This is a genomic window from Methylomusa anaerophila (genome assembly GCF_003966895.1).
GTDB lineage: Bacteria > Bacillota > Negativicutes > Sporomusales > Sporomusaceae > Methylomusa > Methylomusa anaerophila.
The window spans coordinates 1,537,702-1,551,304 of the sequence record NZ_AP018449.1; the positions used below are offsets into that span (position 1 = coordinate 1,537,702).

Consider the following 13,603-nt stretch of genomic DNA (forward strand, 5'->3'; position numbering starts at 1 on the left):
AGCGAACCGTACTGATTTAAGTAGATTTAAGGTCAAATCAACCACGCTGGAATGATCCAGTTGTTCTTGTCAATGGGTAGGACTTTGTTATACAAACATACCACCGCTCCCTCGCCCACAACGTTGCCGGAGTTTTCTAACACTCCAAAATTCTTGACCGCATCCTTGCCGGGGTTGCCGGTCTTTTTTATCTCAATCGGATACGCCGTACCGTTGTATTCCAAAATCAGGTCTATTTCCTTTCCGTCCGTATCCCTGTAATAATAAATGGGTGGGCGTTTACCGGCGTTATGATAGGATTTCAAAATTTCACTCACTACATATGTTTCAAATATTTTACCAGACATCGCCGAAGCCTCCAACGTTTTCGGACTATCCCAACGGGTGAGATAGACCGCCAGCCCGGTATCCATGAAATACATATTCGGAGACTTAACAGCCCTTTTTAGTCTATTGTTAAATAACGGCTGAACTAATTCCACAACGCCGCTTGACGCCAAAATCGACAGCCATTGCTTGGCGGTAGGGGCGCTGATGCCGACATCTTTAGCAAGGTCGGCATAGTTTACCATCTCACTTGTCCTAGCGGCGCAGGCGCTCATAAAGCGGAAGAAATCGAGTTCATCCGCCACTTGGGTAAGGTCTTTTATATCTCTTTGGAGATATGTGCTGACATATCCCGAATAAAACTCTTCCCGGTTAAACCCTTCTGAATAGGCGGCAGGCATGGAGCCTTTGAAAATCCGCTCATATATGTCGTAGAGCCCCATTGGTTTACGCGTTTTAAGACGTTCTGCCATAACCTCATGGTCACAGACGAAGGGTTCGCCGGAAGGTCTGGCGCCACTGTCCACGGCCTCGATCTCGCTCTGGGACAGCCCATACATCTCTATGACCGCAATCCGTCCGGCGAGGCTCTCGGACACGTTTTTCATCACATGAAATTTCTGCGATCCCGTCAACCAAAAGTCCCCTTTTTTTTGATGAGTATCCACATACATTTTGATGTAAGGCAGAAGGTTCGGTGCGTATTGGATCTCGTCAATGATAACCGGAGGCTTGTGGCGTTCTAAAAACAGCGCCGGCTCGCTAACTGCTGCCTCACGCTCCACGGGATCGTCAAGTGTGACATACTCCCGATCCGTATCAGCCAAATGTTTGAGTAACGTGGTTTTCCCAACCTGACGGGGCCCGGTTACAATCAAGGCACGGAACTGTTCGCTTGCGGTTAATATTCTTTTTTCCAAAGCCCGGCTTATATACATGGACGGCACACCTCGTTAAATCTAAAATATGCCTTTATTATAACCGTATTATTGCGAAAAAACAATCCTTAATTCTTGCCAATGGCCTTATCAGAGTGTACAGGAGTTGGAACGTCAGCTTGGAATGAACCGGGTAACGGGGTTTATAGAGAAGATACCGGGCTTTCGCACCGGGATATGGTGGAAACAAGTAGCCGCATCGGCTGTTTATATCATCATAGCGGTATCTATAACGGGCGCAGTTTTATATAGAGCGGAAAACAAACAGCCGCCAGTAGACAAGAAAGAGCACCCTGTAACCAAATGGCAGAAAAGGCCAATTATTCCTCTTGATCAAGTCAATATCACAACCTCTTTCGCAGGCATGGAAATGAAAGGGGCTAAATCCTTTGATGTGGCTATTGTTAACATTATGTTTCTGGCTGATAATTATTTGCCTATACAGAAGATACTGGTTAATTTCAAGTTAGCTGATCTGTAAACAGATAACTAATCCGACGTAATGGCTATCTAACAACGCACCAAAAAACGGTTGCTTTGCAGAGCAGCCGTTTTTTGTTACTCTCCTATCCTACTTCACCAGTTTTTTGATCTGATCAAGCATCGACATTACTTCATTAGATAATTTCTCAATCTCCGCCGCCATTTTTTGCGACCCGGCATAATCTTTTCGTTGGTAAAGTTCAATAGCTTCCGCGCAATATTCATGAAATTTATGATGAACCCCGTCCATATTTTTATATATCGCAATGTGGCCAAACAGCTTTTGTCCTTCTCCGAAATACCATTTACCCAGGCGGCATGCGTGATGATTTCGTACATTAGCCACCTCCAGCGTGAGGAGTCCTCGCAACATATAGTTAATGTGAGCCTTCCAAATCAGATGGTCGGTTTTCGCCAGTTCAATAATGTCAGCTGCCTTGTAAGGCAAATGCATACTGCTGACTTGGGTTCGAACCCCATTGATCTGATTCATAACACTCAAAACACCCGCATTGCACTTTTGAGTACCCTCATTCAATATGGCCGTTCTATCCGAAATATCCCGTATAGTAGCGCTAATTTCTTCAAACGTGGCCGATTGTTCCTCGGCGATAGGGGCAAGATTTTGCACCGCCTCGCCAATTTTATCAAATACTTCCATCAGTTTTTCCGTACTTTGAGTTGCCATGCTCACTGCATCTGCATTATGTTCAAAAGCTCCTCCCATCTCCTTGAATGCGAGACTGATATTCTCCACCTCATTGCGAATGTCCATAAGCTGGTTAGTAATCTCCCCCACCGACTGTCGTGACTGATCTGCCAGTTTACGGACTTCTTCCGCCACTACTGAAAATCCCCTGCCGTGTTCACCTGCACGAGCCGCTTCAATGGCGGCATTAAGGGCCAGGAGGTTTGTCTGATCTGATACCCCTTTCACCACCGAAACTAACCTATCGATATAGGCAGTCGAGGTATTTAATTGAGTAACTCGATTCGTCAGCTCCGTTAAATGAGTTTGCGACCGATCTGTCTCATTCGCGACTATTTGATATATAGGGAAGATAGAATGATTATAGGTAGTTATAGGTAGTTATATAAAATATTTTACGGAAACGGTTGTTATTAAACGTTTATATTAGTATAATAATGGTAATAATCGAATAAAGAGGTGATTATTTTGATGTTACCTAATCCATATACCCCGGGTGCTGGACTAGTACCGAGCTATTTAGCTGGACGTGACGATACAATAAGTGAAGCAAGAGAAGTTATTGTTAGTGTTGCCCATGGATTTCCTACACGCTCTATTGTTTATTATGGGTTGCGGGGTGTTGGTAAGACTGTACTGCTAAACAGAATAGAAGAAATTGCAGAAGAAAATCTTGTTTTATATGAACATATCGAAGTATCAGAGCGTTCTTCCTTTAAAATATCCATATCTTTTCATATCCAAAAACTGATTAGACAGTTGAGTACAAAAAAACAAGCCAAATTTTACTTAGATAAAGCACTTTCGATACTAAAAGCATTTCAAATTACCTATTCTCCTGAGGGAGAAGTAAGTTTAGGTTTAAAAGATAATATTGATGCAGCTGTGGGTGTCTCGGATACAGGTAATTTTCAAAATGATCTTACAGAACTATTTGTGTCATTAGGTACATTAGCTCAAAAGAATGATAATGCAGTCTGCTTATTTATTGATGAAATACAATATTTAAAAGATGATGAGTTTGAAGCTTTAATTGCAGCGATCCACAGAGTCAATCAAAAAGGATTACCCGTTACTTTATTTTCAGCAGGTTTGCCTAAAGTTGCCAAAATTGCTGGGGATATTAAGTCTTATGCAGAAAGATTAGTTAGTTTTATTTCCATTGATTCTCTAGAACCAGAGGCGGCCAAGCTGGCATTGACTGAACCTGCAAAAAAGTTAGGTGTTACATACACAGATGAAGCAATTGATAAAATTATTACAATAACAGATGGATATCCTTACTTTCTTCAAGAGTATGGAAAGCAAGTTTGGGCTTTTATTAAGGATAATAAGATTGATATTACATCGGTAGAGGCTGCTTATCCGATATTTGAAAAAAGTTTAGATGATAGTTTCTTCAAAGTTCGCTATGATAGAGCTACGCCTAAAGAAAAAGAAGTTATGATAGCCATGGCTGAATGTGGGGCGTTGCCATGTACTATGGCACAAATTGCCAGCAGGATGCAAACGAGTGTTCAAAGCATTTCACCAGTTAGAGGACAGTTGATTTATAAAGGTTTTATTTATTCGGCAAGGTACGGAGAAGTTGATTTTACTGTGCCTCAATTTAAACAATATTTAAAACGTATACAAAAATAATTAACAAAAGTTAATTCTAGTACTCTGCGTCACTTAAAACATTAGATAAGGTTGCAAGGCATCCGCAAGGAGAAAGTTATGTTAGGTGAAAACCAGCAATATATACGAAGCATGCAGCTACGCCGCCACGAAATTAATGATTATGAGAAATATCCTTTCTGTTTACCAGCCATTCATGACTTAACCGAGCTGCATTTTCATCCCCGGGTTACTTTTATCGTAGGGGAAAATGGTACCGGAAAATCAACAATACTTGAGGCAATAGCGGTTGCCTGGGGATTTAATCCGGAAGGCGGCACTATCAATTTTTCCTTTTCCTCCCGCGCGTCACATTCCAACTTGTATGAGTATGTCCGTCTAATCAAAGGAGTAAAAAAACCCCGTAACGGTTTTTTTCTGCGGGCCGAAAGTTTTTATAACCTGTCTACCAACATTGAGGAACTTGATGCCGGATCCGGCGGTCCTTCCATTATTAGTTCCTACGGGGGCAGGTCTTTACACGAGCAATCCCACGGCGAAGCTTTTTTCGCTACCTTCAACCATCGATTTGGTCCGCAAGGATTATATATTCTCGATGAACCTGAGGCTGCGTTGTCTCCCTTGCGGCAGATGGCGATTATCTCAAGGCTGCATAACCTGGTGCAGCGAAATTCACAGTTTATCATTGCGACTCATTCACCGATTTTAATGGCGTATCCCGATGCCGCTATTTTACAATTTAATCAGAATGGATTTACTGAAGTAGAATATGAACAAACAGACCATTTTCTTATTATGAAAGACTTCATAAATAATCCTCAAAAAATGCTGAAGATATTGATGGATAGTGACTGCTAAGTCTAAGGGAGCAATTGGCTATTATACTTTGCTGTTAGTGGGGCGACAAAGGATGTTTATGTTTATTCTGGCATTATTGATAGGAATATATATCACATTTCCAATAATATTGACAGGATATTTATCCGGCATTTTCCTATGTAAATCAGGACCCATGAAGTCTTCCGATTTACGAATACTACTGGGTCTATTTTTCGGAATTGCAATACTATGGATATATATCAAGCAAGTTTTCAGCGAAACCATACAACCTATAACTGAAAACTTGTTTTCCATAGCAAGTCATTATATGGTATCCTGGGAAATATTATCTTTTTGCCTTTTAATACTTTCTGCTATTATAGTTCAGCTTTTAGTTAACCTTGGGAAATCAAAGCGTTTCCCTTTCTTCATGGTGCATTCAATCACAGGTAATGTGTGTAATGCTCAGAATGAAGAGGGGGAATATTATATTTATGTTAAGCATATTGTCCAAATTGGCCCATGTAATCCAGAATATCCAATATCCGGTTAAATATGATCTTGGCTCCTACATACAAGTTCTAAAAGAAATCAATGCTGTCAAGCTCGACTCTTTCAGTGATCATGAACTGAAAGAACTGTCTTCGGACCTTAAAAGGCAGGTCTGCAACGGGGTCTCACCCGATAAACTTCTTGTGCAGTCTTTTGCTCTTGTTCGCCAGGCTGCCCGGCGTGTGTTAGGAATAAAGCCTTTTGATACGCAGGTTATTGCGGCTATTGCTCTGCACCAGGGCAAGATGGTGGAAATGCAAACCGGTGAAGGGAAAACATTGGCTGCCGTAATGCCGGCATACTTAAATGCGTTGACGGGTAAAGGCGTCCATGTGCTGACTTTCAATGATTATCTTGCCCGCAGGGATGCCCTGTGGATGGGGCCGATATATGAATTTTTGAGTCTTTCGGCGGGGTACGTAAATGAAGGGATGAGTACCAGCGAAAGACAGAATGCCTATGCCGCTGACATTACATATGTAACTGCAAAAGAGGCGGGCTTTGATTACTTGCGCGATTTCCTGTGTATGGAAAAAGAGATTGTTGTCCACCGGCCATTTCATTATGCCATTGTGGATGAAGCTGACTCAATCCTTATTGACGAAGCCCGGATACCTCTTGTTATTGCGGGAAATGTAGCGGCAGGCGAGGAAAATCTCCTTCATTTATCAAAGATAGTTCGAGGCCCCAGGCACGGCTCGTATTGGGAACTAACTACCATGATAGTCGCAGGATAGATAATCAGTTAAGAGGCAGAGCCGGTCGTCAAGGTGATCCGGATGAAAGCAGATTTTTTATTAGCCTGGAAGACCATCTGATAAAAAGATATGATATTGCGCAACTCATTCCTGCCAGCAAATTTCCGTTGAAACAAGAAGATCCGGTTAATGATCCCGCTGTATCCCGTGAGTTGCTAAAGGGGCGGCGGATTGCGGAGGGATATAATTCCGACATCAGGCGTCAATTATGGAAATACTCTTTTATCATCGAACAGCAGCGCCGTATTATTTACAATAAGCGTCAGGATGTCCTGATGGATACGGTGCCTTTAGTGCTATTATCATCGAAAGCTGCTGAACGTTATGATGCGCTCAAGGCTCAGGTAGGTGAGAAGGTTTTGCAGAAGGTTGAAAAACAGCTTACTCTGCACTATATAAACAAATGTTGGGCGGATTACCTGGATTATATCAATTATGAGCGGGAAGGCATACATTTGGTTGTCATTGGCAAAAAGGATCCTCTCGCCGAGTTTCACAAAATTGCCATCGAAGCATTTGATGAGATGATGGCCAAAATTGACGCAGAAACAATTAGGACATTTAATACGGTTGCGGTCGGCGAGGACGGGATTGATATGGTGAAAGCGGGGCTTAACGCTCCTTCATCCACTTGGACCTATCTTATTAGCGATAATCCGTATCAATTCAGCAGGCTATCCGGTTTAATCAAAGCTTACATCAGGTATGATTAACACAGGCCGCATTGTCTTTCAAGATAAACAGCGGTTGCAACCCATGTCTCATATAAGTAAAATATAATTCTATAAATTTGATGAAAATACGGCCTCCGAACTAGTCGGAGGCCGTATTTATGTTGGACGGAGCGAGGCGGCTTAAGGTATACGCATTAAAATTTTGTTAAAAAGTTCTAAAATTCGACAAAAACACGAAGGAAAATGGGAATTTGTAGCGAAAATTGTCGATATTCACCCAAAAAGAGGGTGACCGTAATAAGGACACGCTCCATCGGTTGCTACAAACAAGATTAGAGACAACTAGCTAATGGTTCAATGATCATGCATGTGGAGGTTGCCTGTGAAACAAAAAAGTACTGTTCAAAATAGTATTCTCGGCCTGTTTTTTCTGCTGCTTGTGTTGATGCCGGTATATGCCGCTTGCGCCGAAGAATATCATTTAGGCGTCGGCGACGTGTTTACCGTGAGTGTGTGGGGACTGGATGAACTCCAGGTAGAAGATATCATTGTCGGGGCTGAAGGAAACATCAATTTTCCGGTGGTTGGCCAACTTAAAGTCGCAGGCTTATCCACAAATGATCTGGCTGCGAATATAGCGGCCGGCCTGGCCAAATATGTTCGGGACCCTAAGGTATCGGTTATCATTACCAAATATCGTACAACGCGGGTTTATGTGCTGGGCGAGGTGGTTAAACCGGGAATGTATGAAATTGAGAAATACTGCAATATCCTGGATGCTTTAGGTGCGGCCGGCGGCTACACAGATAAAGCAGCCAAAAGAAATGTGTTTGTAATTCGCAGCAATCAGCAAGGGAAGCCGTTAAAAGTGAACCTGCTTAACCTCCTTAATAAGGGTGACATGTCCCAGAATTATGCTTTGGGCGATGGCGATGTATTGTACCTAACCCCCAATAATAAGATTGATATTTCGTCGATAATTTCTACTAGTCTTACATTTAGTAGAGGCAGTGCCAGCTATCAAGTGGGAAGCGGCATCAAATAACGCCGAAACGGATGTGCGTGCTCGCTGGGGGATTACATGGTGAATGGCTCAATATGGGATAAACAAAACATAATCCGGATAGCTATACAACGGAAAGGCTTGATCTTAGCCGTTTTCATACTGACTGTTATGTTGACTGTCGGCATGAACGCTTTGCTCCCGAAGGTTTACGAGGCGGAAACTACTGTCCGGATCAAGCAACCCAAAGCATTGGCAAACTCACTGTTAGCTGATCAACCTGTTGAAGGCGGCAATACCAAACAATTGATGCAGTCAAATACAGAGATTCTGAAAAGCCGTACTGTTGCGCAAGCGGTTATTGCCAAGCTGCCCCAGGACAGATATGCCGCAATTTCTCCTAACGATATTCTCAGACGGATATCGACTTCCTCGATAAATGGAGAAATTCTGAAAATTAAAGTTCAGGGCAAGACACCGGAGGAAGCACAAACCATAGCCACGGCGCTAATGGATGCTTTTGTCCAGCGCATTACCGGTTTAAGCCGGCGGGAACAAAAAGCGGCGCGGGAATTCATTGGGGAACGTTTGCTGGAAGCAAAAGCGGAATTGGAAACAGCGGAAAGCGCCTTTGAGGACTATAAGCGGGAACAGAAGATTGTGTCGCCGGCGGATGAGACCAAGGTCATGGTTGAAAATCTGGCCGGCATGAAAAAAGCTAATGACGAAAATACCACCGCGTTAGCTGCGGCGGCAGCCAAACTTAGTAATATCCGTGAGCAGTTGAACCGCCAAAAACAGGGAGTCTTGGCCGACAATCAGCTTATCCAACAGCAGAAGAACAAGTTGGCGGAATTGGAGGGGGAAAAAGCTGGTTTGCTTGCCAAATATACGGCTGACCATCCGCAAGTGCAAAGTGTGCAGGCGTCTATCGACAAAATAAAAGTCGATCTCAATGAGGAAATATCACGGGTTGTCAACGGCGACGCACCATCGACCAATCATCTCCGGCAGGGTTTGTTGGAAAATGAAATTCAGGTGGGAGCCGAACTTTCCACCGCAAGCGCCCGCAAGACAGCCACGGAACAAATCATTGCCAGCGATCAGCAGGACCTGGCCAAAATTCCGGCTAAAGAGCACGGATTAGCTATTGTGGAGCGGGATGTGACAGTTGCCCGGGAAAAATACGTCATGTTGGCCAAACGGCACGAAGAGGCCCGTATCAATGAGGTTATGCAGCCGCTGGAAGTTCAGGTGATAGACGAACCGGACGCTTCTCCCTCGCCGGTACAGCCCAAAAAGACGCTAAACCTCTTACTGGGAGCGGTCATCGGTCTCGTCAGCGGTATTGGATTAGCGGTTTTGGGCGAGCATGTGCAAAAGAAAATGGCCACGGAAGAGGATGTTAAAAGATATCTTGATTTGCCGGTTATCGGTATGGTTCCTGACTTTACTGATGAACCAAGGCCGGGATATATCCGGTATCGGAATAAATTGCGGGCTGTGTTCAAATGGTTAAGCGGCCAGGGCTAACCAGCTAAATACAAATATAGGAAATAGAAAATAGGAACGTATTAATTCAATTTTAGACAAAGAGGATCGGGGATAGTATGCCGCAAGATTACCAAGGGGCTTTCAGCGATCGTACCCAAGTATCGATTGCCGACGCTTATCGAATTATTAGAACAAACATTTATTTTAGTAAAGGCGAAGATCAGCCCAAGATTATTATGTTTACCAGTGCGCTTCCCGGTGAGGGCAAATCCACCATTGCGGCGAATACCGCCATTGCTTACGCCCAGACGGGGAAGAGAGTTATTCTCGTGGACTGCAATTTGCACCGGCCAGTGCAGCACAAGCTGCTGAACAAAGACAGCGGGACAGATCGTAATTTGGCCAATGCGGGCCTAGGGGACTATCTGCGAAAAAAGGTTGTCCTCAATCATATCATAAGCGACACCGGTACCAAAAACCTCCGCTTAATATCCAGCGGCTATTTGCCGCTCAACCCGGCGGAATTTCTGGCTTCCGCCGATATGGAAGCCGCCCTTGATGATTTGAAGACCAAAGCGGATATTATAATTCTGGATACCCCGGCGGTTACCTTTGCCACGGATGCCTGCATACTGGCAGCCAAAACAGATGGGATCGCGGTGGTGGTCAATGTTAACATGGCGCGGCCGGAAGTTGTTCGTAAGGCCAAGCAGGTATTGGAAAAAGCCAACGGCCAATTACTGGGCGTGGTATTAAATCGTGTCAAGTCAACTCAATAATTGTTTAAAGAATTGGGAGTGATTTAACACTGGCGGAAAATTGGCGCAGGGGGGGTGACAGCGTGAACAATGCAATCCGATTATTGTCAATGGTGCTGCTTGATGGTTTTATCGTGGGAACTGTTCCGTACATCGCCGCACTGATTCGTTTTGAGGGAGCCATTAGTGAGTTTTATAACAGTGTAATACTCTATACTATACCGCTTACTATTTTTATCCGGCTTGGGACCTTCTATGCTTTTGGTTTTTATAACCGGCTGTGGCGGTATGCGGGTGCCAAAGAACTGCTGGTTATTGTCGGGGCTGTTACCGTCAGCTCGGCAATTATTGCGGTGATTTCAGCGCTGACGGTCTATCCGATACCCAAGAGCATACAATTGATGTCATGGTTTATCAATATTGTTTTTATCGGTATCACCAGAGTCATAGCCCATGTTAGTAATTTTATGCCCCAGGGCTGGAGCGAGCATGATATCGGGGTATTGATTATCGGGGCCGGCGACACGGGCGCAATGGTTGCCAGAGCCTTGAGCAGGCAGGACCTTGCTATGCGCCGCAACGGCATCCGGAAACTGGTCGGCTTTATTGATGATGAACCCTACAAGCAAAACCGGCTGCTTTTTGGCGCGAAAGTATTAGGTAAAAGAAGTGATTTGCGGCGTATTATCAGCAAACACAATGTCCAGGAAATTATTTTGGCAATACCGTCGATTAACGGTGAATTTGTCCGCGAAATTCTCGCCGACTGCCGAAAAGAGCGGTGCCGGCTGAAAATAGCGCCTAACCTGGACGAATGGATTAAAAGTGGCGGCAAGACGCTTCAACTGCGCAGCCTTCAACTGGAAGATTTACTCCGGCGCAGCCCTGTCGAACTTAACATGGGGCAAGTGGCCGAGTTTTTGAAGGATAAAAGTGTATTGGTTACGGGGGCCGGCGGCTCTATCGGCTCAGAGTTATGCCGTCAGATTGCATCTATGTCGCCCCGTATTCTTTATCTGCTTGGCAAGGGCGAAAACAGTATTTACGCTATTGAGAGTGAGCTGCGGGAAAAATATCAGGATTTAACCATTGAACCGCTGATTGTGGATGTACGGGACAGCAAGCGGATAAACCTGATTTTCTCACGCTGCGCCCCGCAGGTGGTTTTTCATGCTGCCGCCCATAAACATGTTCCGCTGATGGAAAAGCAGCCGGATGAGGCTGTGAGCAATAATATTTTTGGGACCAAGACGGTTGCTGAGGCAGCCGACAGATTCGGCACCGAGGTATTTGTCATGATATCGACGGATAAAGCGGTCAACCCCACCAGTGTAATGGGGGCGACCAAACGGATGGCCGAATTGATTATTCAAGACATGAACAAGACCAGTCGTACTACCTTTGCGGCGGTTCGCTTCGGCAATGTGCTGGGCAGCCGCGGCAGTGTGATACCCCTTTTTCAGAAGCAAATTGCCGCCGGGGGACCGGTTACCATTACGCATCCGGATATGAAACGCTATTTTATGACCATCCCGGAAGCATCATCCTTAGTGCTGCAGGCAGGCGCCTTGGCCCAGGGCGGGGAAGTATTCGTCCTGGATATGGGCGAGCCGGTAAAAATTTTGGACATGGCTTGTTCTATGATCCAAATCGCCGGCCTGATTCCCCATGTGGACATCAAATTTGACTACATTGGTTTAAGACCGGGAGAAAAGCTGTTTGAAGAGTTATTAACAGCTGAAGAGGGCGTAAATGTCACTAAGCATGAAAAGATTTATACGGCCAAGCTGAAGAATGTTGACCGGCAAAACTTGCAAAAGGGGTTAACATTGTTGCAGCAGGCGGCTTCATTTTCGGAAATTATTCAGATTTTGTCCTATTTGATACCGTCTTACCGGCCACCGGCGATGGTTAAGGAAGCAGCTTCGTGAAATGGCCGGAAAGGAACCCCAAAATGGATTGCCATAATGAGCTCAATTACGGAAGTTTGCTGAAGAAGGTCATGGAGTATGCGCCGGGAAGCTTACTGCCGGCTTTGCTGGGACTATTGTCGGCCGCCGTTTTTACCCATATATTTGCGGCATTTGAGTACGGCCGCTATAGTTTGGCTTTGAGTATAGCCGCCTTTGCTTCCGTTGCGGCGGCTGCGTGGCTGCAAACCTCACTTGCCAGATACTTGCCGTCACTCCAGGACCAAGGGGAGATAAACAAGTTAAAAGAATGCATAGCCGGTGGTTTGGCGCTGATTGTCGGCGCGGAAGCTATCCTTGCCGTTATTATGGCGTATGGAGTTTATTTGTTTCAGCCGCCTGGCTGGCAGGATTTATATTTACCCACGGCAGGACTAATTATCAGCAGTTCTTTGTTTACTTCGTTGAGTGTCGTCCTGCAGGCTGAGATGCGGGCCCGGGAATATTCCCGCTATAACATACTCACTACCGGCCTTAAACTGTTGTTCAGCTTAACTTTTGTTCTTCTGGTGGCGCCGAAGGCAGAGTGGATAGTCTACGGCGCTGTGGCCGGTACTATTATTCTTATTCCTGTTATGTGGCGGGAAACTAAGCTTCTTCCTTTTGGTTCCCTGCTGCAGCTTAAGATGGACCGGCCGTTTTGGTCAGGGATCAAGCGGCTGGCTGCATACGGGCTGCCCATGATCGGCTGGTATTTGGCCGTAGCGCTGTTGGGAACAGGGGATCGCTATGTTATCCAGTGGTTCCGCGGGGCGGCGGAAGTAGGTATCTATTCTGCCAATTATGTCTTGATAACAGGTGCTGTGGGCCTGTTAAACGCCCCGGTAATATTGGCCGCTCACCCTTTTCTCATGAAGGCCGGCAGTGAGGGCGATCGCCGGCAGACAGGCCGTTGGCTGGGCAATATCATCGATTGGTTTATTGCGGCGGGGATTCTGCTTACCGGTTTTATATGGCTATTCAGCGGCGACTTTGCCCAATGGTTTCTCGGACCGCAGTTCCGGGAGGGGCACGTTATAATGCCGGTGATTACCGCCGGGTATGTTGCTTTTCAGCTCAGTATGTATACACATAAACCGCTGGAGTTTGCGGGGAAAACCCATGTCATGCTCATAGTCGCCGTATTGGCGGTTGTTGTCAGTGCGGTGTTAAATATATACCTGGTTCCCCGAATGGGTTATGGGGCGTCCGCCTATGCCGTCCTGGCCGGCTACTTGTTTTACAATATAATAGTAAGCTATGCCGGACGAAAAATGGTGCCTTGGCAGGTGCGGTGGCAGCTGCTGGCCGGCATAACCGCCATAACGATTCTCGGCAGCATATTTATCGCTTATGAGCGAAACTCGATCCAGTCCCAATGGGGCTATGCAGCCGGAATAATTGCCGCGGCAATTCAATTTTTACTATTAGGCGGCGGTATTTTTTATCTGTTTGGTTTTAGAAAACTGTTTAACGTAAGACCGACATAGACCACTAGCCTGACAGAGGGACAGCGGCA

General features: G+C 45.3%; 12 protein-coding genes and 1 pseudogene. 10 read left to right on the plus strand and 3 right to left on the minus strand.

The window, feature by feature from the left end; genetic code table 11:
* Positions 1–32 precede the first annotated feature (32 nt).
* Positions 33–1,265, minus strand: a complete 1,233-nt coding sequence (locus MAMMFC1_RS06735; RefSeq protein ID WP_126307577.1) for an ATP-binding protein — start codon at positions 1,263–1,265, stop codon at positions 33–35.
* A gap of 124 nt (positions 1,266–1,389) precedes the next feature.
* Here MAMMFC1_RS06735 and MAMMFC1_RS06740 point away from each other — a divergent pair, with 124 nt between their 5' ends.
* On the plus strand, positions 1,390–1,746 hold the full coding sequence (locus MAMMFC1_RS06740) for a hypothetical protein (RefSeq protein ID WP_158618672.1): 357 nt from the start codon (positions 1,390–1,392) through the stop codon (positions 1,744–1,746).
* Positions 1,747–1,836: 90 nt separating this feature from the next.
* Here MAMMFC1_RS06740 and MAMMFC1_RS22870 read toward each other — a convergent pair whose 3' ends face one another.
* Positions 1,837–2,241 (minus strand): CZB domain-containing protein, encoded by a 405-nt coding sequence (locus MAMMFC1_RS22870; RefSeq protein WP_408631242.1) that lies wholly within the window; start codon positions 2,239–2,241, stop codon positions 1,837–1,839.
* 117 nt (positions 2,242–2,358) lie between these two features.
* Positions 2,359–2,832, minus strand: a pseudogene (locus MAMMFC1_RS22875) (methyl-accepting chemotaxis protein); the annotation flags it as partial.
* A gap of 96 nt (positions 2,833–2,928) precedes the next feature.
* Between MAMMFC1_RS22875 and MAMMFC1_RS06750 the strand changes: the two are divergent.
* From MAMMFC1_RS06750 to MAMMFC1_RS06785, 9 genes are all read left to right on the plus strand, one after another.
* Positions 2,929–4,098 carry an ATP-binding protein gene (locus MAMMFC1_RS06750; protein WP_232035797.1) on the plus strand — a complete coding sequence of 390 codons (1,170 nt, stop codon included), beginning with the start codon at positions 2,929–2,931 and terminating at the stop codon, positions 4,096–4,098.
* A 78-nt stretch (positions 4,099–4,176) separates the two neighbouring features.
* Positions 4,177–4,935 carry an AAA family ATPase gene (locus MAMMFC1_RS06755; RefSeq protein WP_126307585.1) on the plus strand — a complete coding sequence of 253 codons (759 nt, stop codon included), beginning with the start codon at positions 4,177–4,179 and terminating at the stop codon, positions 4,933–4,935.
* 455 nt (positions 4,936–5,390) lie between these two features.
* Complete coding sequence (locus tag MAMMFC1_RS21970; RefSeq protein ID WP_197723934.1) at positions 5,391–6,185, plus strand: DEAD/DEAH box helicase; 795 nt, start codon at positions 5,391–5,393, stop codon at positions 6,183–6,185.
* On the plus strand, positions 6,152–6,919 hold the full coding sequence (locus MAMMFC1_RS21975) for a preprotein translocase subunit SecA (protein ID WP_197723935.1): 768 nt from the start codon (positions 6,152–6,154) through the stop codon (positions 6,917–6,919). Before MAMMFC1_RS21970 ends, MAMMFC1_RS21975 begins: the two co-directional genes overlap by 34 nt.
* A 343-nt stretch (positions 6,920–7,262) precedes the next feature.
* Positions 7,263–7,925 carry a polysaccharide biosynthesis/export family protein gene (locus tag MAMMFC1_RS06765; protein ID WP_232035716.1) on the plus strand — a complete coding sequence of 221 codons (663 nt, stop codon included), beginning with the start codon at positions 7,263–7,265 and terminating at the stop codon, positions 7,923–7,925.
* 36 nt (positions 7,926–7,961) lie between these two features.
* Positions 7,962–9,416, plus strand: a complete 1,455-nt coding sequence (locus MAMMFC1_RS06770) for a GumC family protein (RefSeq protein ID WP_126307589.1) — start codon at positions 7,962–7,964, stop codon at positions 9,414–9,416.
* Between the two features lie 77 nt (positions 9,417–9,493).
* Positions 9,494–10,156, plus strand: a complete 663-nt coding sequence (locus MAMMFC1_RS06775; RefSeq protein WP_126307591.1) for a CpsD/CapB family tyrosine-protein kinase — start codon at positions 9,494–9,496, stop codon at positions 10,154–10,156.
* Between the two features lie 62 nt (positions 10,157–10,218).
* Positions 10,219–12,066, plus strand: a complete 1,848-nt coding sequence (locus MAMMFC1_RS06780; RefSeq protein WP_126307593.1) for a polysaccharide biosynthesis protein — start codon at positions 10,219–10,221, stop codon at positions 12,064–12,066.
* Positions 12,063–13,574 carry a lipopolysaccharide biosynthesis protein gene (locus tag MAMMFC1_RS06785; protein ID WP_126307595.1) on the plus strand — a complete coding sequence of 504 codons (1,512 nt, stop codon included), beginning with the start codon at positions 12,063–12,065 and terminating at the stop codon, positions 13,572–13,574. Before MAMMFC1_RS06780 ends, MAMMFC1_RS06785 begins: the two co-directional genes overlap by 4 nt.
* Positions 13,575–13,603: the final 29 nt, after the last annotated feature.

Excerpts from the sequence above, each read along its gene's own strand:
- MAMMFC1_RS06735 (WP_126307577.1), bottom strand. The coding sequence starts at position 1,265 with ATGTATATAAGCCGGGCTTTGGAAAAAAGAATATTAACCGCAAGCGAA.
- MAMMFC1_RS22870 (WP_408631242.1), bottom strand. The coding sequence starts at position 2,241 with ATGAATCAGATCAATGGGGTTCGAACCCAAGTCAGCAGTATGCATTTG.
- MAMMFC1_RS06755 (WP_126307585.1), top strand. The coding sequence starts at position 4,177 with ATGTTAGGTGAAAACCAGCAATATATACGAAGCATGCAGCTACGCCGC.
- MAMMFC1_RS06740 (WP_158618672.1), top strand. The coding sequence starts at position 1,390 with ATGAACCGGGTAACGGGGTTTATAGAGAAGATACCGGGCTTTCGCACC.
- MAMMFC1_RS06775 (WP_126307591.1), top strand. The coding sequence starts at position 9,494 with ATGCCGCAAGATTACCAAGGGGCTTTCAGCGATCGTACCCAAGTATCG.
- MAMMFC1_RS21970 (WP_197723934.1), top strand. The coding sequence starts at position 5,391 with ATGTTAAGCATATTGTCCAAATTGGCCCATGTAATCCAGAATATCCAA.
- MAMMFC1_RS06770 (WP_126307589.1), top strand. The coding sequence starts at position 7,962 with ATGGTGAATGGCTCAATATGGGATAAACAAAACATAATCCGGATAGCT.
- MAMMFC1_RS06750 (WP_232035797.1), top strand. The coding sequence starts at position 2,929 with ATGTTACCTAATCCATATACCCCGGGTGCTGGACTAGTACCGAGCTAT.